Annotated in this window: 21 protein-coding genes; 8 read left to right on the forward strand and 13 right to left on the reverse strand. The window is 68.0% G+C overall.

The annotated features are described in order from the left end of the window. The first annotated feature begins 2 nt into the window (after positions 1–2). The 4 genes from qcrC (at position 3) to qcrB (J2853_RS21800) (ending at position 5621) form a co-directional block, all read left to right on the forward strand. Entirely contained in the window at positions 3–815 is an 813-nt protein-coding gene (gene qcrC, locus J2853_RS21785) for a cytochrome bc1 complex diheme cytochrome c subunit (RefSeq protein WP_307560752.1), read from the forward strand. Further along, positions 812–1918, forward strand: a complete 1107-nt coding sequence (gene qcrA / locus J2853_RS21790) for a cytochrome bc1 complex Rieske iron-sulfur subunit (protein ID WP_307560754.1) — start codon at positions 812–814, stop codon at positions 1916–1918. Before qcrC ends, qcrA begins: the two co-directional genes overlap by 4 nt. Next, positions 1915–3573 (forward strand): cytochrome bc1 complex cytochrome b subunit, encoded by a 1659-nt coding sequence (gene qcrB, locus J2853_RS21795; RefSeq protein ID WP_307560756.1) that lies wholly within the window; start codon positions 1915–1917, stop codon positions 3571–3573. Before qcrA ends, qcrB (J2853_RS21795) begins: the two co-directional genes overlap by 4 nt. Positions 3574–3959: 386 nt before the next feature. Next, positions 3960–5621 (forward strand): cytochrome bc1 complex cytochrome b subunit, encoded by a 1662-nt coding sequence (qcrB, locus tag J2853_RS21800; RefSeq protein WP_307560758.1) that lies wholly within the window; start codon positions 3960–3962, stop codon positions 5619–5621. Positions 5622–5956: 335 nt separating this feature from the next. On the opposite strand, the gene J2853_RS21805 is transcribed toward qcrB (J2853_RS21800), so the two are convergent. The 4 genes from J2853_RS21805 to ctaC form a co-directional block, all read right to left on the reverse strand. Next, positions 5957–7174, reverse strand: a complete 1218-nt coding sequence (locus J2853_RS21805; RefSeq protein ID WP_307560759.1) for a L,D-transpeptidase — start codon at positions 7172–7174, stop codon at positions 5957–5959. Positions 7175–7329: 155 nt separating this feature from the next. Beyond that, a complete protein-coding gene (locus tag J2853_RS21810) occupies positions 7330–7725 on the reverse strand; it encodes a cytochrome c oxidase subunit 4 (protein WP_307560761.1) in 396 nt (131 codons plus the stop codon). After that, positions 7722–9383: an aa3-type cytochrome oxidase subunit I gene (gene ctaD / locus J2853_RS21815; protein WP_307560763.1), complete on the reverse strand. Its 1662-nt coding sequence runs from the start codon at positions 9381–9383 to the stop codon at positions 7722–7724. The genes J2853_RS21810 and ctaD overlap by 4 nt, the downstream gene beginning before the upstream one ends. Further along, positions 9380–10222, reverse strand: coding sequence for an aa3-type cytochrome oxidase subunit II (ctaC, locus tag J2853_RS21820; protein ID WP_442480517.1), 843 nt, complete (start codon positions 10220–10222; stop codon positions 9380–9382). The genes ctaD and ctaC overlap by 4 nt, the downstream gene beginning before the upstream one ends. A gap of 132 nt (positions 10223–10354) precedes the next feature. Here ctaC and J2853_RS21825 point away from each other — a divergent pair, with 132 nt between their 5' ends. From J2853_RS21825 to J2853_RS21835, 3 genes are read left to right on the forward strand one after another with little or no spacing between them, the layout of a single operon-like run. Next, positions 10355–11491: a cysteine desulfurase family protein gene (locus J2853_RS21825; protein ID WP_307560767.1), complete on the forward strand. Its 1137-nt coding sequence runs from the start codon at positions 10355–10357 to the stop codon at positions 11489–11491. 25 nt (positions 11492–11516) lie between these two features. Next, the gene (locus J2853_RS21830) at positions 11517–11786 is read left to right on the forward strand and encodes a sulfurtransferase TusA family protein (RefSeq protein WP_307560769.1); all 270 of its coding nucleotides are present in this window, start codon (positions 11517–11519) and stop codon (positions 11784–11786) included. 60 nt (positions 11787–11846) lie between these two features. Beyond that, positions 11847–12269 carry a CBS domain-containing protein gene (locus J2853_RS21835; RefSeq protein ID WP_307560771.1) on the forward strand — a complete coding sequence of 141 codons (423 nt, stop codon included), beginning with the start codon at positions 11847–11849 and terminating at the stop codon, positions 12267–12269. Positions 12270–12412: 143 nt separating this feature from the next. Here the strand turns inward: J2853_RS21835 and J2853_RS21840 are convergent, their stop codons facing one another. Beyond that, a complete protein-coding gene (locus J2853_RS21840) occupies positions 12413–13399 on the reverse strand; it encodes a carbohydrate kinase family protein (protein WP_307560773.1) in 987 nt (328 codons plus the stop codon). A 133-nt stretch (positions 13400–13532) separates the two neighbouring features. Then, positions 13533–13889 (reverse strand): HesB/IscA family protein, encoded by a 357-nt coding sequence (locus J2853_RS21845; RefSeq protein ID WP_307560775.1) that lies wholly within the window; start codon positions 13887–13889, stop codon positions 13533–13535. A gap of 205 nt (positions 13890–14094) precedes the next feature. Here J2853_RS21845 and nadA point away from each other — a divergent pair, with 205 nt between their 5' ends. Next, positions 14095–15249 carry a quinolinate synthase NadA gene (nadA, locus tag J2853_RS21850; protein ID WP_307560777.1) on the forward strand — a complete coding sequence of 385 codons (1155 nt, stop codon included), beginning with the start codon at positions 14095–14097 and terminating at the stop codon, positions 15247–15249. 87 nt (positions 15250–15336) lie between these two features. Here nadA and J2853_RS21855 read toward each other — a convergent pair whose 3' ends face one another. The 7 genes from J2853_RS21855 to J2853_RS21885 form a co-directional block, all read right to left on the reverse strand. Beyond that, the gene (locus tag J2853_RS21855) at positions 15337–16056 is read right to left on the reverse strand and encodes an SIMPL domain-containing protein (protein WP_307560779.1); all 720 of its coding nucleotides are present in this window, start codon (positions 16054–16056) and stop codon (positions 15337–15339) included. A gap of 88 nt (positions 16057–16144) precedes the next feature. Beyond that, the gene (locus J2853_RS21860; RefSeq protein ID WP_307560781.1) at positions 16145–16897 is read right to left on the reverse strand and encodes a maleylpyruvate isomerase family mycothiol-dependent enzyme; all 753 of its coding nucleotides are present in this window, start codon (positions 16895–16897) and stop codon (positions 16145–16147) included. Beyond that, positions 16894–18936 (reverse strand): serine/threonine-protein kinase, encoded by a 2043-nt coding sequence (locus tag J2853_RS21865; protein ID WP_307560783.1) that lies wholly within the window; start codon positions 18934–18936, stop codon positions 16894–16896. Before J2853_RS21865 ends, J2853_RS21860 begins: the two co-directional genes overlap by 4 nt. Positions 18937–19094: 158 nt before the next feature. After that, positions 19095–19664 (reverse strand): PspA-associated protein PspAB, encoded by a 570-nt coding sequence (gene pspAB, locus J2853_RS21870; RefSeq protein ID WP_307560785.1) that lies wholly within the window; start codon positions 19662–19664, stop codon positions 19095–19097. 3 nt (positions 19665–19667) lie between these two features. Then, complete coding sequence (htpX, locus tag J2853_RS21875; RefSeq protein ID WP_307560787.1) at positions 19668–20576, reverse strand: zinc metalloprotease HtpX; 909 nt, start codon at positions 20574–20576, stop codon at positions 19668–19670. Positions 20577–20585: 9 nt separating this feature from the next. Next, positions 20586–20864, reverse strand: coding sequence for a PspA-associated protein PspAA (pspAA, locus tag J2853_RS21880; protein WP_307560789.1), 279 nt, complete (start codon positions 20862–20864; stop codon positions 20586–20588). Next, entirely contained in the window at positions 20861–21676 is an 816-nt protein-coding gene (locus J2853_RS21885; RefSeq protein ID WP_307560791.1) for a PspA/IM30 family protein, read from the reverse strand. The genes pspAA and J2853_RS21885 overlap by 4 nt, the downstream gene beginning before the upstream one ends. Positions 21677–21794 lie beyond the last annotated feature (118 nt).

Raw genomic sequence — 21794 nt, forward strand, 5'->3', positions numbered from 1 at the left:
CTGTGAATAGGATCACCGCTAGGCGGCGGCATCCCCTCGCGAGATACGCCGTCCTGCTCTTGGCCCTGGTGACGATCGGGGGGTTCTACACCCTCGTGATCTCCCAAACGAGCGAGCGGGCCGATGCGGCCATCGCGTCCGGCAGGGCCGACGACGTCGCGGAGGGCAAGAAGCTCTTCGAGCTGAGCTGCTCCAGCTGCCACGGGCTCAACGGCGAGGGCACGAAGCAGGGCCCGACACTCGTCGGCGTCGGCGCGGCCGCCGTGGACTTCCAGGTCAGCAGCGGCCGTATGCCCATGGCCGGCCCCGGCCCCCAGGCGCCTCGCAAGCAGCCGGCTCCGTGGGTCAATGAGACGACCATCAGTCAGCTCGCGGCCTACGTGGAGTCCCTCGGTGGCGGCCCGACCGTCCCCACGGACGAGCAGGTCGACGCCGCGAAGGGCGACAAGGCGAGGGGCGGGGAGCTCTTCCGCGCTAACTGCATCCAGTGCCACAACTTCGTCGGCGCGGGCGGCGCCCTGACCCAGGGCAAGCACGCCCCGCCGCTGCACCAGGCCACCGAGAGGCAGATCTACGAGGCCATGATCACCGGCCCGCAGGCGATGCCGGTGTTCAACGACAGCATCATCACCCCCCAGCAGAAGCGGGACATGATCGCCTACATCGTGGGCGTGCGCGACGAGCCCAACCCGGGCGGTGCGGGTCTCGGCCGCATAGGCCCGGTCACCGAGGGTCTGGTGGCCTGGATCGTGGGCATCAGCCTGCTCAGTCTGGCCGCCATCTGGATCACCGCGAAGAGGCGACAGGCCAAATGACTGACAACAATCACGATATCGATCAGCCCGAAGAACGCGTGCCAAGGCGCGTGATCGGCACCCCCTCGCCCGCCGCGGACACCTCCCTGCTCGGGGCCGAGGAGCCGGAGACCGGGGACGTCGTCGCCCCCGGCGTGAACCTTCAGGACGAGAAGACGGCGAAGAAGGGCGAGAAGATCGCCGCCCTCCTCTTCGTCGTCGCCTTCCTGTCGGCTCTCGGCTTCATCGTCTCCTACGTGGTGTTCCAGGTCGGTGACGTCGAGAAGACGCAGGTCTCCAACCTCGCCCTGGGCGGCACGCTCACGCTGACCCTGCTGGCGATGGCCTCGGGCATCGTGGTCTGGGTGCGGATGATCATGCCGAAGTACAGCCTGGTCCAGGAGCGCCACCCGATGGTCTCCGGCCCCGAGGCCCGCCAGTACGTCGGCGAGACCTTCCTGCAGGGTGCCGAGGAGAGCGGCATCACCAAGCGGCCGCTGCTCCGCCGCACGCTGCTGATGGCCGCCGCTCCGCTGGGCTTGGTGCCGCTGGTCGTTATGCGGGACCTCGCGCCCGGAGCCAACTACCCCAGCAAGCTCCGGCACACCGTCTGGGGAGAGAAGACCAAGGACGGCAAGCCCCTCAAGCTCCTCGTCGAGGGAACCGGCGCGCCCATCCGCGCGGCGGACTTCAACTCCCCCGGCGGCATCCTGTCGGTGGTGCCGGAGGGCTACGAGCACGACCTGAACGCCCTGGCCAAGGCCACCCTGATCCTGATCAAGTTCCGGCCGGAAGAGATCAAGTCGGGAACGAACAAGAACTGGACGCACGACGGGATCGTCGCGTACTCGAAGATCTGCACGCACGTCGGCTGCCCCGCGGCCCTCTACGAGCAGACCACGCACCACATCCTGTGCCCGTGCCACCAGTCGACCTTCGACGCCGCCGACGGCGCCAAGGTCATCTTTGGACCCGCGGCCCGGCCTTTGCCCCAGCTACCCATCGCCGTAGACGACCAGGGATTCCTCGTCGCCACGGCAGACTTCGCCGTTCCCGTCGGTCCCAGCTTCTGGGAGCGCGGCGACGCCGAGGCCGAGGTCCGTGAAAACGGAGGCCACGCGTGAGCACCGGAACCGTCCCGAAGCCCATTGTGGGCCCGAGTAACTTCATCGACGAACGCATCGGCGCGGGAAACTTCCTCAAGCGCAACCTGCGGAAGGTCTTCCCTGACCACTGGTCGTTCCTGCTGGGCGAGATCGCGCTCTACTCGTTCATCATCCTGCTGCTGACCGGCACGTTCCTGACGTTCTTCTTCAAGCCCAGCATGGGCCACACTGTTTACGAGGGCTCGTACGACGCGCTCAAGGGCGTCACGATGTCCGAGGCGTACGCGTCGTCGCTGCACATCAGCTTCGACGTCCGTGGCGGCCTGCTGATGCGGCAGATGCACCACTGGGCCGCGCTGCTGTTCGTCGCGGGCATGATGGTGCACGCGCTGCGGGTGTTCTTCACCGGCGCCTACCGCAAGCCGCGCGAGCTGAACTGGCTGATCGGCGTCCTGCTGCTCACGCTGGCGCTGCTCGAAGGCCTGACCGGCTACTCCCTGCCCGACGACCTGCTCTCCGGCGCCGGTCTGCGGATCACCGAGGGCGTGGCGATCTCGCTGCCGCTGGTCGGCACGTGGATCACGTTCTTCCTCTTCGGCGGCGAGTATCCCGGCGAGGATGTGATCTCCCGGTTCTACTCGCTTCACATCCTGCTCATCCCGGGCATCCTGCTGGCGCTCATCACGGCTCACATGATCTTGATGTGGGTGCAGAAGCACACGCAGATGCCGGGCAAGGACCGCACGAACACCAACGTGGTGGGCGCCCCGTTCTACCCGGCCTTCATGGCCAAGGCCGGCGCCTACTTCATGTTCACCTTCGGCACGATCGCACTGCTGGGCACCTTCGCCCAGATCAACCCGATCTGGCTGTTCGGTCCCTACACGCCGTCGGACATCTCGGCGGGTTCGCAGCCCGACTTCTACATGGGCTTCCTCGAAGGCGCGCTCCGCCTGATGCCCGCCTGGGAGATAAACCTCTTCGGGACGGCGGGGGGCACGTTACCGCTGAACGTGCTGATCCCGGCGCTGGTCCCGATGGGCATCATCATGACGGGCCTGGCCCTGTATCCGTTCATCGAACAGTGGGTCACCGGGGACCGCCGCGAGCACCACGTCGTGGACCGCCCCCGCAACAACCCGCACCGCACCTCGATCGGCATGAGCGCGGTCACCTTCTACGGTGTGCTGTGGCTGCTGGGCGCCAACGACGAGATCGCCGCGTTCTTCTCGGTCTCGCTGAACTGGACGACCTACGTCGGCCGGGTCCTGGTCTTCGTGGGCCCGGCGGTGGTGTACGCCATCACCTACCGGGTCTGCCTGGGCCTGCAGCGCAGTGACGCGGCCATCATCGGCCACGGCGTGGAATCCGGTGTGATCAAGCGTCTGCCCAGCGGCGAGTACATCGAGGTGCACGTCCCGCCGAACCCGGGCATCGAGGCCCACATGCGGGGCAAGGAGTCGATCCCGATCATCGCCGGAGCCGACGGCGACAGCGACGGCGACGACATCCCCTCGAAGGAGATGCGCCACCCGCTCGGCAAGGTCCGCGCCAAGCTGAGCAAGGCCTACGGCGGCGAGAAGATCGCGCTCGTCGACGACCACGGCCATGGTCACGAGGAGCACGCGGCCGTGGGCCCGGGCGAAGACGAAAAGTCTCACCTGACCCACTGACCGATCACCGCTGACGCCACAGTCGAGGCCCGGACACCGCACGGTGTCCGGGCCTCGATGCTTTCCGGGGCCGGGCTCCTCCACCCGGTCTCGCCCCTGACGCCCTCCCGGGGCCGGGCGCCCCGCCCGGCCCACCCGACGCGGGTTCCGCCCGGTCCCGGCCCCGCGGGGCTTCCCGTCCGTCCGGCGGAGCGACACCGTGATCGACCCCGGCCCGACACCCCCCCGTTTGGCATGGCTACTCACCGTCATGGATAATTGGGACATACCGCGTAGTCACGGCAGACATACGGCGTTGCCAGGACAAACTTCGCCGCGATTGTCAGCCCCAGCCACTGGGAGCGTGGCGACACCGAGGCCGAGGTCCGCGAGAACGGAGGCCGCGCATGAGCGTCGGACCCGTCCCGAAGCCCGTTGCGGGCGTGAGCAACTTCGTCGACGAACGCATCGGCGCCGCGAACTTCTTCAAACGCAACCTGCGGAAGATCTTCCCTGACCACTGGTCGTTCCTGCTGGGCGAGATCGCGCTCTACTCGTTCATCATCCTGCTGCTGACCGGCACGTTCCTGACGTTCTTCTTCAAGCCCAGCATGGGTGAGGTCGTCTACAACGGCTCCTACCAGCCGCTCCAGGGCGTCACGATGTCCGAGGCGTACGCGTCGTCGCTGAACATCAGCTTCGACGTCCGCGGTGGCCTGCTGATGCGGCAGATGCACCACTGGGCCGCGCTGCTGTTCGTCGCCGGCCTCATGGTGCACGCGCTGCGGGTGTTCTTCACCGGCGCCTACCGCAAGCCGCGCGAGCTGAACTGGCTGATCGGCGTCGCCCTGTTCACGCTGGCCCTGTTCGAGGGCCTGACCGGCTACTCCCTGCCCGACGACCTGCTCTCCGGCGCCGGCCTGCGGATCACCGAGGGCGTGGCGATCTCGCTGCCGCTGGTCGGCACGTGGATCACGTTCTTCCTGTTCGGCGGCCAGTATCCCGGCGAGGACGTGGTCTCCCGGTTCTACTCGATCCACATCCTGCTCATCCCGGGCATCCTGCTGGCGCTCATCACGGCTCACCTCATCTTGATGTGGGTGCAGAAGCACACGCAGATGCCGGGCAAGGGCCGCACGAACACGAACGTGGTGGGCGCCCCGTTCTACCCGGCCTTCATGGCCAAGTCCGGGGCCTACTTCATGTTCACCTTCGGTGTGATCGCGTTGCTGGGCACCTTCGCCCAGATCAACCCGATCTGGCTGTTCGGTCCCTACACGCCGTCGGACATCTCGGCGGGTTCGCAGCCCGACTTCTACATGGGCTTCCTCGAGGGTTCGCTCCGCCTGATGCCCGCCTGGGAGATCAACTTCCTGGGCTTCACCCTGCCGATGAGTGTGCTGATCCCGGCACTCGTGCCGCTGGGCATCGTCATCACGGGCATGGTCATGTATCCGTTCGCCGAGCAGTGGATCACCGGGGACCGCCGCGAGCACCATGTCGCGGACCGCCCCCGCAACAACCCGCACCGCACCGCGATCGGCATGACCGCCGTCACGTTCTACGGCCTGCTGTGGCTGATGGGCGCCAACGACGAGATCGCCGCGTTCTTCGAGGTCTCGCTGAACCTGACGACCTACGTCGGCCGAGTCCTGATCTTCCTGGGCCCGGCGCTGGCGTACTTCATCACCTACCGGTTCTGCCTGGGTCTGCAGCGCAGAGACGCGGCCACCGTCGGCCACGGCGTGGAGACAGGTGTGATCAAGCGTCTGCCCAACGGCAAGTACATCGAGGTGCACGCCTCGCCGAACCCGGACATCGAGGCTCACATACGGGACAAGAAGCCGGTTCCGATCATCGCCGGAGCCGACGGCGAAACCGACGGCGACGGCATCCCCTCGAAGGAGATGCGCCGCCCGCTCGGCAAGCTTCACCACAAGATTCACCTCAAGCTGAGCAGGGCATACGGCGGCGAGAAGGTCGCGCTCGTCGAGAGCCACGGCGAGGACCGGGAGGAGCACGCGGCGGTCGGCCCCGGCGAGGACGACAAGCCCTCACCGGCCCGCTGACCGATCACCGCCGAATCCGACGGATCACCGCCGAATCGCGGCCGGGTCACCGGCACCACGGTCAGACCCGGCCGCTCGGAGAACACCCCGGCCGGACCCGACGACTCGGGGAAAACCCCGGCCGGACCCCGCCGCTCGGAGAACACCCCAGCCGGACCCGACGACTCAGGGAACACGGCCGGCCCCCGCCGCTCACAGAGCAATCCCGGCCGGACCCGACGACTCAGAGAACACCCCGGCCGGACCCGACGGCCCGGAGAGCACCGCGGCCGTCCGGCCGTCCGGAAGAACGCGCCACCCGGTCGCCGGGGAGCGCCACGCTCACACCTGGGCGCTCAGGCCTTCTCGGTGGTGAAGTGCTTGACGCTGCTCCACTTGAGCCACTCTTTCCAGTTCTCCTGCCAGTGGCCCCAGCCGTTGGTGGGCTCCAGCTCGCGAGGCGAGCCGGTGATGATGATCGGGTCCCCGATCAGAGTGTTGTCGATGAACCACTTGGCGTTGGAGGGGCTGACGTTGACGCAGCCGTGGCTGACGTTGGAGTAGCCCTGGGACCCGACCGACCACGGGGCGCTGTGGATGTACTCACCGCTGTTGGAGATGCGGACGGTGTTGTAGACGGTCATCTGGTAGTAGCCGGCCGAACCGGGCCCGATGCCGGGGGAGGTCATGATGGTGACCGGCTCGCGGGACATGGCCAGGTGCACGCCACTGGTCGTGTGGTACTTCCAGACGCCGCCCTGGCCCGCGCTCATGGGGATCCGGCGGATCGCCTTGCCGTTGCGCTTGACGGTGAGCTGGTGGGAGTTGGTGCTGCCCCGGGTGATCTGGGAGCGGCCGACCTTGAACTCGATGCTCTGGTTCTGCTTGCCGTACAGGCCCTTGCCGCCGCGCACCCCCGCGAGACGGGCCTCGACGCGGACCTTGGTGTGGGCCGGCCAGAAGTGCTTGGGGCGGAAGTGCACGGTCTTGTCGTCGAACCAGTGCCACGCCCCGAGGACCGGCTTGGAGGCGTTGATCAGCAGGTTCCGCTCGATGGAGACGCGGTCGGTGACGTCCTTGTCGAAAGTGATCATCACCGGCATGCCGACGCCGACGGTCGTACCGGTCGTGTCCTTGCTCGGCATGAGGCTCTCGATCGCGAAGGTCTCGCTTCCCTTGACTGTGGAGAAGGAGGTGGTCTTCTTCGTCACCGCGCCCGCCGGGTTCACCGCCGTCACGGTGACCTCGTAGGAGGCCCCTGGAGCCGCTGTGCCACGACTGCGCCACTGGGTACCGTCACCGCTCAGCACGCCCTTCAGCGAGCCCTGAGCGCCCTTGACGGCCCTCACGACGACATCCTTCAGGGTGCCGCCCTCCGCGGCGACCAGGACGGTCGTGTCCGTCGGCACGTCGCGCGCCTTGTCGAGGGGGGCGACGGCCACGGCGGCGCCGGCATGTTGCGGAACGGCCCCCGCGTCGTCGTTCTTTACGGCTGTGGTCGATGAACACGAGGTCGCCAGCACCAGGACCAGCAATCCCGTCCCCTGAATCGAACCACGGATCGCGTGCCCCACTTGAACTCCCCTGTCCAGAACTGATCTGCCTCATCCTGTTATTACCCGGAGTAAGCGATTGACCACATAAGACATCCAGCCAGAGGTGCTAATAAAAACCAAAAAGCGGACCATGGAACTTTTCCATGGTCCGCTCTTCGGTGAAGCGCGTGGGATCAGTGCGAGAAGTGACCCCTGTAGTACTCGAAGACGAATCCGATCATGGTCATGATGACCGCGAAAACGCCGATCAGGAACAGCCACCAGCCGATGACGAGGCCGACCGCGGTGAGCGAGACCGCCAGGCAGACGAAGAGCGGCCACCAGCTGTGCGGGCTGAAGAAGCCGAGCTCCCCGGCGCCCTCGCTGATCTCACCCTGCTTGTTGTCCTCCGGCTGATCGCCGATGCGGCGGGCCGTGTACATCAGGTAGTAGCCGATCATGAAGGCGAAGCCCACCGAGATGGCCATCGCCGTCGTGCCGACCGGCTCCTTCGACCAGTACCAGTAGACGACGTCCACGGCGGCGAAGAAAATGCCGCAGAGGATGAACAACCAGCCCTGGACCTTCATCGGGTCTCCTCCAGCTCACGTGTGGCCGAGACGTGGGGGTACTTCAGGTCGAACGCAGGACGCTCGGACCGGATCTGCGGAAGCGAGGTGAAGTTGTGCCTCGGCGGCGGGCAGGAGGTCGCCCACTCCAGCGAGTTGCCGAAGCCCCAGGGGTCGTCCACGGTCACCTGCGGAGCGGTCTTGTGGGTCTTCCAGACGTTGTACAGGAACGGCAGCGTGGAGGCGCCGAGCAGGAACGCGCCGACCGAGGAGATCATGTTCAGGTTGGTGAAGCCGTCGAGCGGGCTGTAGTTCGCGTACCGGCGCGGGAAGCCCTCGGCGCCCAGCCAGTGCTGGACCAGGAAGGTGGTGTGGAAGCCGACGAACAGCGTCCAGAAGTGCACCTTGCCCAGGCGGTCGTTCAGCATCTTGCCGGTGAACTTGGGCCACCAGAAGTAGAAGCCCGAGAACATCGCGAACACCACGGTGCCGAAGACCACGTAGTGGAAGTGGGCGACGACGAAGTAGGAGTCGGACACCTGGAAGTCCAGCGGCGGCGAGGCCAGGATGACGCCGGTCAGACCGCCGAACAGGAAGGTGATCAGGAATCCGATGGCGAACAGCATCGGCGTCTCGAAGGACAGATGCCCTCGCCACATGGTTCCGACCCAGTTGAAGAACTTCACGCCGGTCGGAACCGCGATCAAGAACGTCATGAAGGAGAAGAACGGCAGTAGCACCTGTCCGGTCGCGAACATGTGGTGCGCCCACACCGTGATCGACAGACCGGCGATGGTGATGGTCGCGCCGACCAGGCCGATGTAGCCGAACAGCGGCTTGCGGCTGAAGACCGGCAGGACCTCGGTGATGATCCCGAAGAACGGCAGCGCGATGATGTAGACCTCGGGATGGCCGAAGAACCAGAACAGGTGTTGCCAGAGCAGCGCACCGCCGGTATTCGAGTCGAAGATGTGCGTGCCCAGCTTGCGGTCGGACTCCAGGGCGAGCAGCGCGGCGGCGAGCACCGGGAAGGCCATCAGCACCAGGATCGCGGTGAGCAGGACGTTCCAGGTGAAGAGCGGCAGCCGGAACATGGTCATGCCGGGCGCGCGCATGCAGATGATCGTGGTGATGAAGTTGACCGCACCGAGGATCGTGCCCAGACCGCTGATGGTCAGGCCGACGAACCACAGGTCACCGCCGAGACCGGGCGAGGTGATCGCGTTCGACAGCGGGGTGTACGCCGTCCAGCCGAAGCTGGCCGCGCCGCCAGGGGTAAGGAAACCCGACAGGGCGATGAGGCTGCCGAAGGTGAAGAGCCAGTAACTGACCATGTTCAGACGCGGGAAGGCGACGTCCGGCGCGCCGATCTGCAGCGGCATGAGCTCGTTGGCGAACCCCGCGAACAGCGGCGTCGCGAACATGAGCAGCATGATCGTGCCGTGCATGGTGAACAGCTGGTTGAACTGCTCGTTGCTCGTGATCTGCAGGCCCGGCTGAGCCAGCTCCGCTCGCATGATCAGCGCCATGACGCCGCCGATCAGGAAGAAGATGAACGAGGTGATCAGATAGAGATGTCCGATGATCTTGTGATCGGTGGACGACGCCCACTTCGTGATGATGGAGCCCTTGCGGGTCACCACCGGCGCGAGGGCGACAGGTTCGTTAAGTGCGGTCATTGGGCACCCGCCTGGCTAGCGATGTACTGGTCATACTCTGCCGGTGTGACGAGCTTCACCGAGAAGAGCATCCGGCTGTGGTCCACACCGCAGAGCTCGGCGCAGCGGCCGGCGAAGACACCGGGCTTGTTCAGCGTGTCGATCTCGAACTTGTTGGTCACGCCCGGGATCACGTCGCGCTTGAAGAGGAAGGCCGGCACCCAGAAGGAGTGGATGACGTCCGGCGAGTTGAGGTCGAACTCGACCTTCTTACCCATCGGGAGCACCAGCTGCGGTCCCTGCTCGTAGTCGGCGGCGGGCTTGCCGACGACCTGGACCGCCTTGCCGTTGTACTCGCTCGTGAAGCGCCAGCTCCACTGGAAGCCCTCGACCTTGACCTTCACATCGGGCTTGCCGGACACGACGTTCACGTAGTCCTGGTCTCGCGCGGTGAAGTAGAAGAACACGCCGACCATGATGATCGGCACCACCGTGTAGAGGATCTCGATCGGAAGGTTGTACCGCACCTGGGGCGGCAGTTCCTCCTTCGAGTGCTTCTTCTTGCGGTGGAAGGCAACGGACCAGAGGATCAGGCCCCACACGACCACACCGGTGGCGAGAGCGGCGATCCAGGATCCGTTCCACAAACTCTGGACGGTCTCGGCCTGCTTGGTGACGCCGACGGGCATACCGCCACGGGACCACTCATCGAGAGTATCGGCACTGCACGCCGTTGCGGACACCAACAGCAGCGCCAGAGCGGCAGCGCGTGGCACCCGGCGGCGGGCCAACGGACGCCGTGCAGAACGGCGGGTCGGACTCACGGATCGCCTACCCCACAGAGGAAGCCCAGGAGTCACTCCTGGGCGGTCGTTTATTCATGTTCACGGCTTGTAGTTCACAGCTTTACGCTGGGGGACACATTAGCGCGGACTAGGCCCGCCCCCCCGCGCAGCCCCCGCTTGCACCACGTGTGGTGCGACGATTGGAAGGTGGCGTACTTCGACGCGGCCTCCACGGAGCCGCTGCACCCTCAGGCGCGCGAGGCTCTGATCGCGGCGCTCGACGTCGGCTGGGCCGACCCCGCACGGCTGTACGGTCCCGCCCGCCGGGCAAGAATGTTACTCGAACAGGCCAGGGCGGAGGTCGCCGAAGCGCTCGGAGTCCGCCCCGACGAGGTGTCGTTCACCTCCTCCGGCACGCAGGCGGTCCATCTGGGCGTGCTCGGCACCCTGCAGGGACGGCGCAGGGCCGGCCGCCGCCTGGTGACCTCGGCGGTGGAGCACTCCAGCGTGCTGCACGCCGCCGGGATCCACGAACGCGACGGCGGCTCGGTGGAGACGGTCGGCGTCGGCCTCACGGGCGCGGTGGACCTGCCCGCCTTCCGGAAGGCGGTCCTCACCGAGGGAACGGCCCTGGCCTGCCTTCAGAGCGCCAACCACGAGGTCGGGACGGTCCAGCCGATCGCCGAGGCGGCGGCGGTGTGCGCCGAGGCGGGTGTGCCCCTGCTGGTGGACGCCGCGCAGACGGCGGGCCGGATGCCGTTGCCCGGCGCCTGGTCGGTGCTGACCGCGAGCGCGCACAAGTGGGGCGGCCCCGCCGGGGTCGGCGTGCTGGTGATCCGCAAGGGCACCAGGTGGCGCGCCCCGCTCCCCGAGGACGACCGCGAGCACCGCCGCGTCCCCGGCTTCGAGAACGTGCCGGCGATCGTCGCGGCGGCCGCCGCGCTGCGCGCCATGGTGGCCGAGTCGGCCGTGGAGTCGGCCAGGCTCTCGGAGCTCGTGGACCGGATCAGGACCGAGGTGCCCCGGCTGGTTCCCGACGTCGAGGTCATCGGCGATCCCGTCGTGCGCGCGCCTCATATCGTCACCTTTTCGTGTCTTTACGTAGAGGGTGAGGCGTTGCTGACCGAACTCGACAAATCCGGGTTCGCCGTATCGTCCGGTAGTTCGTGCACGGCGAGTACGCTTCGTCCGTCGCATGTTTTGGAGGCCATGGGCGTGCTCACGCACGGGAACGTGCGGGTGTCGCTGCCCCGGGGCACCTCCACGGCGGATGTCGACCGCTTCCTCGCCGTCCTGCCGGAGACGGTGAGAAGGATTCGCGAGGACGCGGGGGTAAAATCATGATCGATACTCGGGGAGTGAAGACTTCATGACGTCCGGCCAGGCCACCCCGGAGGGATCCGCTCAGCCCCCGGCGCTGACCATCGACGCGCTGGGCAAGAAGTGCCCGATCCCCATCATCATGCTCGCCGCTCAGATCAACGACGTCCCGCGCAACGCGATCGTCGCGGTCCTCGCCGACGACCCCGCGGCGTTCAGCGACATCCCGGCCTGGTGCCGGTTGAAGTCGCACCACCACGTGGGCAGCTATGAGCTCCCCCAGCGCGGCTGGGCCATCCACGTGCGACGTAACTACTGATTTGCCCTGAAAACGGGTAGAACCCTCCCAAATCCACCGCACGTTTTCGGGGAGGGAAGCATGAGCGAAGAGACCGCCAAGGACCTCATGAGCCCGGGGGCCGAGTGCATCCCGGCGCACGAGACGCTCGACCGGGCCGCACAGCTGATGCGCAATCTGAACGTCGGCGCGTTGCCCGTGTGCGGGAGCGACGATCGTCTCAAGGGGATCATCACCGACCGCGACATCGTGGTGAAGTGCGTGGCCATGGGCAAGGATCCGTCGACGATGACCGCCGCGGAAATGGCGGGCGAGCTGGTCTGGGTGTCCGCCGACGCCACCGTCGAGGAGACGCTGCACAAGATGGAGGAGCACCGGATCCGGCGGCTGCCGGTGATCGAGAACGGCCGCATCGCCGGCATGATCAGCGAAGCGGACCTGGCCAGGCACCTGCCCGACGACAAACTCGCCGAGTTCGTCCACAGCGTCTACGCGGGCAACTGACCGTCACCGGGCGCCCCGCCACCGCGTAGCCGACCCGGCGTCGCGGCGAGCGGCGCGGTCCGGGCGAGGGGCGTGCCGTACGGCGGGCCGGGTGGGCGGCGGTTCGCCTCCACCCGGCTTGCCGTACGCGCCGTGAGAGGACCTCAGGCGTGGTAGCACTTCACGAACCGGGCCACCTCGTCGGCGGCGGCGGCGCCGTAGGCGTCGGCGAAGCGGGCCAGGAAGACCTTCTGGCCGAGCTCGTACTCCTGGCCGCCGACGTGCTCCAGCACGTGGGTGGCGGTGAGGTTGCCGACCTGGCCGCAGCGCTCCAGGGGCAGGCCCCAGCCCAGGGCCGCCAGGAAGCCGGCGCGGAAGGCGTCACCCACGCCCGTGGGGTCGGCCTTGCCGAGCTCGGGGGCCGGGGGGACGTGCAGGGACGGCTCGCCCTTACGGTCGATCGTGACGCCCTTGGGGCCGAGCGTGGTGACGCGGACGCCGACCCTGTCGAGGACCTCCTCGTCGGACCAGCCGGTCTTCTGCTCGATCATCCCCTTTTCGTAATCATTGCTGAAAAGGTAGGCGGCGCCGTCGACCAGCAGGCGGATGTGCTCACCGGGCATCCGCGCGAGCTGCTGCGAGGGATCGGCGGCGAAGGGGATGCCGCGCTGGCGGGCCTCCTCGGTGTGCCGGAGCATCGCGTCGGGGTCGTTGGGGCTGATGAGCACCAGGTCGAGACCGCCGAGCCGCTGGGCGATCGGGCCGAGCTCGATCTGCCGGGCCTCGGCCATCGCACCGGTGTAGAACGACGCGATCTGGTTGTGGTCCTCGTCGGTGGTGCACAGGAACCGGGCGGTGTGATGCAGCTCGGAGACGTATACCGAGTCACAGTCGACACCGTGCCGCTCCAGCCAGGACCGGTAGTCGGCGAAGTCCGTGCCGACCGCTCCGATCAGGATGGGCGTCAGTCCCAGGCAGCCCATGCCGAAGGCGATGTTGGCCGCGCAGCCGCCACGGCGGATCTGCAGTTCGTCCACGAGGAACGAGAGGGACACCCGGTCGAGCTGCTCGGCGATGAGCTGGTCGCCGAAGCGGCCGGGGAAGGTCATCAGATGATCGGTCGCGATTGAGCCGGTGACGGCGATGCGCACGGGGTTCTTCTCCTCGTTGTCTGCATCTCAAGGAAAGGTGGGTGTGAAACCACGCAAGAATACGTGACCGGACAGACGCGCGAAGGCCCCGCGGAGTGACTGATGTCACTCCGCGGGGCCTCCGCGGTGTCGCCTAGTTGAACGAGTCGCCGCAGGCGCACGAACCGCCGGCGTTCGGGTTGTCGATCGTGAAGCCCTGCTTCTCGATCGTGTCGACGAAGTCGACCGTGGCACCCGCGAGGTACGGCGCGCTCATCCGGTCGGTGACGACACTCACGCCGTCGAAGTCCGAGACGACGTCGCCGTCCATCGAACGGTCGTCAAAGAAGAGCTGGTAGCGCAGGCCGGAACAGCCACCGGGCTGCACGGCCACGCGCAGCTGAAGGCCCTCCTCGCCCTGCTGCTCCAGCAGGCTCTTGACCTTGGCCGCGGCCGCCGAGCTAAGGATCAGGCCCTGCGCCGTGCTGGTCTCGCTGCTCTCAACCGACATGTGGTGACTCCCGCGTCTGCGTCAACCGCCCGGCTGGAGCGGCTGTCTGTTAATGACGTCCTACTTAGAAGCTACCAACACCGGTCATCGACTACACATTCCAGAGACCTCTCTCACATCCCCACCCCCCTGCTCCCCCGGGAATAAAGGCCCCCGGGGCGTGTGTCATCATTAGTCGTCAGTTCGACGATAAGGGGGTGTGGTCATGACGACCACCGATACCGGACTTCCGCTCTTCGTCCTCGGCCGGGAGACCGACCCGCACAGCGAGCGAGGTGTCGACTGCCCGGGCGAGTTGCCGTCCGCCTCCGACCCGGCGCTCGTCGAGCGCGCACGGCGGGCCAAGGCGGCGCTGGGAGACAGGGTCTTCGTGCTGGGGCACCACTACCAGCGTGACGAGGTCATCCAGTTCGCCGACGTGACCGGCGACTCGTTCAAACTCGCCAGGGAGGCCGCGGCCCGGCCGGACGCCGAGTACATCGTCTTCTGCGGCGTGCACTTCATGGCCGAGTCCGCCGACATCCTCACCGGCGACTCCCAGAAGGTCGTGCTGCCCGACCTCGCGGCCGGGTGCTCGATGGCCGACATGGCCACGTTCGACCAGGTCGAGGAGTGCTGGGAGGCACTGGAGGACGCCGGGATCGCCGAGATCACGGTTCCGGTCACCTACATGAACTCCAGCGCCGACATCAAGGCGTTCTGCGGGCGCAACGGCGGCGTCGTGTGCACCTCCTCCAACGCCAGGCGCGCCCTGGAGTGGGCCTTCTCCCGCGGGGAGAAGGTGCTGTTCCTGCCCGACCAGCATCTGGGCCGCAACACCGCGGTCCTGGAGATGGGCCTCTCCCTGGACGACTGCGTCGTCTACAACCCGCACCGGCCGAACGGCGGGCTGACCGCCGGGCAGCTTGAGAACGCCAAGGTGATCCTGTGGAAGGGACACTGCTCGGTGCACGGCCGCTTCAGCGCCGAGTGCGTGGACGACGTCCGCGAGCGGATTCCCGGCGTCAACGTGCTGGTCCACCCCGAGTGCAGGCACGAGGTCGTCACCAAGGCCGACCACGTCGGCTCGACCGAGTACATCATCAAGAAGCTCGAAGAGGCCCCGGCCGGGTCCTCCTGGGCGGTGGGCACCGAGCTGAACCTGGTCAAGCGACTGGGAACCATGTTCCCCGACAAGAATGTGACGTTCCTCGACCGGACCGTCTGCTACTGCTCGACGATGAACCGGATCGACCTCCCGCACCTGGTGTGGTCGCTGGAGTCCCTCGCGGCGGGCCAGGTCGTCAACCAGATCACCGTGGACGAGGACACCTCCCACTGGGCCAAGGTCGCCCTGGAGCGGATGCTCGCGCTTCCCTGACACCCGCCGTCTCCCGCGCGCGTGGCGGGCCCCGGCGGGCCGGGGCCCGCCACGCGCGCGAAGCGGTTCACCCCCGCGTACGGGGGATCAGTTGAGCTGGTAGACCACCTGCACGTTGACCGTGATCGTCTGCCGGCCGGGGCTGATCGAGCCACCGTCCTCGAACTTGGCGGCGGCCATGAGCACCACCGGCCGGGAGACGTCCTCCTCGGTGATCGTCACGACGCGGCCCAGCTCGCGGCCGGCCAGCCCGGCGTACTGCTCGGCGCGGGCCCGGGCGTCCACGAAGGCGGCGTCACGCGCCGCCCTGAGCGCCGCGCCGTCGTCGGACACCTCGAAGGAGATGCCGTTCAGCCGGACGTCCTCACTCATCGAACCCACCGCGTCGACCACCCGGTCGGCGGACCCGATGTCGCGCACCAGGGCCTCGACCCCCTGCGTCGCGCGGTACCCGACGACCTTGGGGTAGTTCTCGTACTCGGGGCCGAGGGACAACGCGTTGGTCCGCAGGTCCTTGGCCTCGATCCCCGCCTTCACCAGCACCTGGGTCAGTGCGGCGGCCACCTTGCGCGCCTCGGCGAAGGCCGCCCCGGCGGTGGGGCGGCGTACCTCGACACCGACGTTCAGTCTCATGACGTCGGGAGCCGAGGAGTGGCTTCCCTCTCCCCGGACCGTGATCCGCGACTTCCTGTCTTCCACGATCGTCTTCGTGGTCCCGGAATCGGCGAGCGCGGTCCCGCCGAACAGCCCCAGAGAGCCCATGGAGACAAGAACAGCCGCGGCCACGGTGTGAGATATCTTGATCATGGGTTCATGGCATCACGAAGCACCGGCGGCGCCGACGAGTCAGCGGCGTGCCCTGTCATGTCTTGAACATCGGATCCGGGCCGGAACCTCAGATTCCCGTGTGTTCCCGCCACCAGCCGAGGAGACCGGCGTCCCCTTCGACGGCGTAGTCGTCGGCGCTGCGCCGTCCCCACAGCACCAGCAGCAGGTCGGCCGAGGTGGTGGTGCGGACGGTCACCGTTCCCGGCTGGAGGGATCTCTGATGGTGGAAACGGTCGGGGTCCAGGGTGACCACCCACCCGGCGCCGGTGTCGGCCTGCAGGGAGATCGTCTCACCCGCGCCCCTGAGCTCGGCCACGCCGGGGTTCCAGCGCACGTACGGCAGGACCTCGAGAAACTCCTCGACCCCGTCGGCCGCCACGTCCTCGTCGATCGAGACCGGGAGACCCAGCGCGAGCTCGGCGTCCACCCGGTGCACCACGGCTTCGTGGAGCTGCCGCCGCGACCAGAACCCCACCCGCCTCTCACCGCCCCACGACCACATGGGCGCCTGCGGGTCCTGCGACAGCAGCGCCTCGGACAGCGGGCCCGCCCCCTCCCCCAACCAGGCGGGGTAGCCGCCCGGGTCGGCGGGCAGACCCGGATCCGTCCCGTTTCGGTCGTAGGGCCGCTCGGCCAGGTCGCGCACCATGGCCGCCACCCAGCGGTGCAGGCCGCCGAGATGGGTGGTGAGCTCGGCCAGGTTCCAGCCGGGACAGGTCCGCACCGGGGTGGACATGTCGGCGTCCCGCAGGACGTCCGCCATTCGGCCGATCTCCACCCCGGTGGCCCGGACGTGCTCGGCGTGGCTCCAGTCCCTCATCTCAGCTCCCTCGTGTAGCGCGTGAACTGCCTGTCGTACTCCGCCGGATCGGCACTGGTGGCCAGCACCCGCTTGACCTGCCCCCTGAAGTCGATCACCACGGCCTCGTAGCCGGTGCCCGACCGCCGCCAGCCCGCGATGTGCCGGTCGTCGTACCAGCCGACGAGCCGCTCGGTCTTGAACGGGATCCGGGCCTTGGCCTCCCCGTCGGCGGAGGTGGACCAGATACAGATCTCCTGGTTCGTTCCCTTGCAGTACGTCATGAGCATCGAGCCCGACGGAGAGACGTCGTCGCCCTCCACGGTGATCGGAGCGCCGACGTCGAGCAAAGTCTGCAGCACGGTGCCCCCCAGGTCATAGAAACGGATGCGCTGGGTCTCCCCGGTGAGCGCCCAGGTGCCGACCGCCCGGCCGTCCCCCCGCCAGAAATAGCTCCACGTGCCCGCGTCCTTCTCCTTCACGCGGACGACCCTGGCCTTTTTCGTGGCGACGTCGATGACCGCGTAGCCGTACGCCCTGCTCTCCCTGCGGGCCTTGCCGACGATCTCGTAGAGCGTCACCAGGCCCTTTCCGCCGTCCGGGGACCACTGCGGCAGCGTCGGGTAGACCGGATCCTCGGCGACCCTGATCCGGCTCACCGTGCCGGACCGCCGGTCGACGACCGCGACGACGGCGTGGCCGCTCCTGTCGTAGGTCCGCTCGGTGCCCAGCGCGTGGCTGCCCGAGGGGTTCACCGTGTACTGGAAATACCTGTCGTCCTTGGTGAACCGGCTGGTCCCGGGCTCGCGGACGTAGAGGTGCGCGTCCCCGTCCAGGCTGTAGGAGCTCAGCCGGATCGGGTCGTCGTCACTCTCGTGGATCGTGATCGAACTCCCGGGCAGCCTGATCGTCCTGCTCGCCGGGGGCGGGCCGGAGACGGCCGGGGCCGGCGTGACCGCGGAGCCGGAGGGCGGCGGGGCGGTCACGTCCCGCGGGCCGCTCGCCCGGCCGGGCCCGATCACCTCGGGCGCCGGGCCCCTCAGCGCCAGGGTGAGTCCCCCCACCGCCACGAGCGTGACCACGAGCCCTCCGCCGATCGCGGCCCGGAGCCCGCCCCGGTCCTTGGCGGAGGTCCCTGCCGGCGCCGGATACGCCGGGGGCTCCCGGACCGCGTGCGACGAGGCGGCGGCCGAGCCCTCGGCGAGGATGCCGCGGGGCGCGGCGGGCGTCACCGCACCGGGTGCGCCGCCCGCGTGGCCGAGCAGCCGCAGCAGCGCCTCCCCCGCCGTGGGGCGCCGGGCCGCGTCCTTGGCCAGGCACTGCCCGATCAGGTCGCGCAGCGCCGGATCGGCGATCCCCCGCAGGTCGGGCTCCAGGTTCACGATCCGATTGAAGATCGCGGGCAGGCTGTCGGCGCCGAACGGCGGCCGGCCGGTGGCCGCGAAGACCATCGCGGCGCCCCAGGCGAACATGTCCGCGGGTGCCCCGGCGTCCTCCCCCGCCAGTTGCTCGGGGGTCATGTAGGACGGGGTGCCGATCGTCGTCGCGGTCAGCGTGGAGGTCCGGTCGAGCGCCTTGGCGATGCCGAAGTCGATCACTCTGGGGCCGTCCGGGGCGAGCAGCACGTTGGACGGCTTGAAGTCGCGGTGCGCGATCCCCGCCTGGTGGATCGCGACCAGCGCGGTGACGGTGCCGATCGCCAGGCGGTGCAGGGCCGGCCCCCCGCGCGGCCCCTCGGAGGCCACGACGGCCTCCAGCGTCGGGCCCTCGATGTATTCGCTGACGATGTACGGCCGCCGCCGGTCGATGCCGGTGCCGATCACCGCGGCGGTGCAGAAGGGGGCGACCCGCCGGGCCGTACTGACCTCGCGGACGAAACGCTCCCTCGCCTCGGAGTCCCGGGCGAGGTCGGGACGGAGCAGTTTGACCGCGACGCGGGTGCCCGTGGGCGACACACCCAGGTAGACCGTTCCCTGACCGCCCTCGCCCAGCCGGCCGGTGAGCCGGTACTCCCGCACTCGCCGGGGATCCCCGGGCCGCAGGGGCGCGAGGTCCGGCATGGACGCACCTTCCCTCGGGGGACCTTTCGCATTTCATTGTGAAGGCAAAGGATCACGATCCATGCACCGAACCGCTCACGCGTCAGCCGCGTGGCCGCGTCGGGGAGAAGGCGTCGTCCGCCGGATTCACCGGCCCGCGGTACGCGCCCGGGACCTCTCTAAAGGCCCGGGGCGCCCCAGAGCGGGAACCAGCGGCCGAGGTCGGGCTCGATCGGGAGCTCGTCGGCCAGCACGGCCCGCATCTCCAGCTCCAGCGCGTTGTCCCTGCGCCGGTCCGGCAGCGGCGCGAACGGGTAGAAGGTGCCCTGCTTGTAGAGGTAGACCAGGCCGAGCTTGCGGCCGTTCGGATCGGCGAAGGAGAGCAGCGAGCAGAGCAGGGAGGGACCGAAGGCCGCCGCCTCAAGGGAGGAGTTGACGGCGTGCAGGTCGGTGACCAGATCGCTGAACTGCTCGGGCGCGCGGCGCGCCAGCAACCACGTGTACCCGTAGGTGTCCTGGGAGATCTCCACCGGCGGGCCGCCACCCGCGTCCAGCAGCGCGGCGATGTCGCGTTCCAGCGCGGCGAAGGCCCCGCCCTCGGCCGAGCGGAAGCAGACCGACCCCAGCCCGGTGGGCGCGAAACCGGTCGCGGCCTGCAAGGTCACCGCCGCCGACGGGAGCGCGAACAGCGCGTCCAGGTCGGCCTTCGCCGGTTCGGTACGGCCCAGCAGCACATCCCACCAGCTCACAGCTCACACTCCCCGTCCGAGTTGGGCGGAGATCTTGGCGAGCTGGTCCAGACGCCGTTCCAGCGGAGGGTGGGTCGCCAGGATCGCGGCCAGGCTGGCCTTGCCGGACAGCGCGGGGACGAAGAAGAAGGCGTTGAACGGCTCGGCCTCGCGCAGATCCCTGGTCGGTATGCGGGCCATCTCTCCGCTGATCTTGACCAGCGCGCTGGCCAGGGCCGAGGGCCGCTGGGTGAGCAGGGCTCCCGCACGGTCGGCGGCCAGCTCGCGATAGCGCGACAGCGCCCGGGTGAGCAGGAAGCTGACCGCGTACACCAGGACCGAGACCAGCAGGATGATCAAGCCGATCGGGAGGCCGCCGCTCCTGTCGTCACGGCTGCGCCCGCCCAGGCCGCTGTAGAGCGCGATCCTGGTCATGAGCCCGGCGACCATGCCGAGGAAGGACGCGATCGTCATCACCGCGACGTCCCGGTGGGCCACATGGGACATCTCGTGGGCGAGCACGCCCTCAAGCTCGGTCCCGTCAAGGCGGCGCAGCAGGCCGGTGGTCACGCAGACCACCGAGTTCTTCTGGTTGCGGCCGGTGGCGAACGCGTTCGGAACGTCCGAGTCGGCGATCGCCACCCGCGGCTTCGGCATGTCGGCGATGGCGCTGAGCCGGTCGATCATGCCGTGCAACTCGGGGGCCTCCTGCGGTGAGACCACACGTCCGTGCATCGCGAACAGTGCGATGCGGTCGGACAGGAAGTACTGGACCAGCAGGATGCCGCCGGCTATGAGCAGCACCATGACCGTCCGCAATCCCAGCGCGACCAGCACCCCCACGAAGACCACATAGAGCAGTCCGAGCAGGAACATGGTCAGGACCATACGGCTGGTCAGGCCCCGGTCCGGGGCAAACCGGGTTTGTGCCATATGTCCAAGCTAGCCGGGAATCAGACCTTCATCGCCGAGCATTGCCCGCACTTCGTCCATGGAAGCGTCAGCCGGAGGCAAAATCAGCTCGGAGGATTCGAGGCTGTCGTCCGGAAGCGCCTTGCCGACGTGGCGGACCTTGTCCAGCAGGTCGTGCAGCCGGACCCGGAACGTCTCCTCGTCCCCGGTCTCGATGGCCGCCTCCAGATCGGTGTCCAGGGCGTTGAGGACCTCAAGATCGTTGGGGCCGATCTCGATCTGTCCTTCCCCCATGATGCGAACGATCACAGTCCCTCCCCCGGCTGGCGCAGCTGCTGAGTCTGGTTCGACTGCGGCTGCTGGTTCGGCTGTGGCTGCTGCTGGGCCGGCCCCTGCTCGATCGCGCTCTTGGGCGTGCTGCCCTGGCCGAGCTCGGCCTTCATCCGCGCGATCTCCAGCTCCACGTCGTGCCCGCCGCCCATGCGGTCGAGCTCGGCCTGGATGTCGTCGCCGCGCTGCCCGCTGTAGTCGTCGAGCGCACCGCTGGCCAGCAGTTCGTCGATGGCACCCGCGCGGGCCTGCATGGAGGCCGTCTTGTCCTCGGCCCGCTGGATCGCCAGACCGACGTCGCCCATCTCCTCGGAGATGCCGGAGAACGCCTCGTTGATCCGCGTCTGCGCCTCGGCCGCGGTGTAGGTCGCCTTGATCGTCTCCTTCCTGGTGCGGAAGGAGTCAACCTTGGCCTGCAGCCGCTGCGAGGCGGTGGTGAGCTTCTCCTCCTCGGCCTGCAGGTTGTCGTGCTGCACGCGAAGGTCGGCGATCTGGGTCTGCAGGCCTCCCCTGCGGGTCAGGGCCTCGCGGGCGAGATCCTCACGACCGACGCCAAGCGCCTTGCGCCCCTGTTCCTCAAGCTTGCGCGACTGGGCCTCGATCTGGTTGATCTGCAACTCCACCCGCTTACGCGAGGTGGCGACGTCGGCCACGCCCCGGCGCACCTTCTGCAACAACTCCAACTGGCGCTGATAGGAGTAGTCCAGGGTTTCGCGCGGATCCTCCATCTTGTCCAAAGCGTTGTTCGCCTTGGACTTGAAGATCAACGAAAGTCTCTTCATCACGCTCATGCGCGTCGGCCGTCCCCTTCTTCAAGTGCGCTTCGGGTCACCCCGGTGATTCCAGCCCCCCGCTAAAAACGCCGGAACCGCCATAGGGTTCACCCTACGCATAACGCGCGGGGGCGTC

It is taken from the genome of Streptosporangium lutulentum (assembly GCF_030811455.1).
Classification (GTDB): domain Bacteria; phylum Actinomycetota; class Actinomycetes; order Streptosporangiales; family Streptosporangiaceae; genus Streptosporangium; species Streptosporangium lutulentum.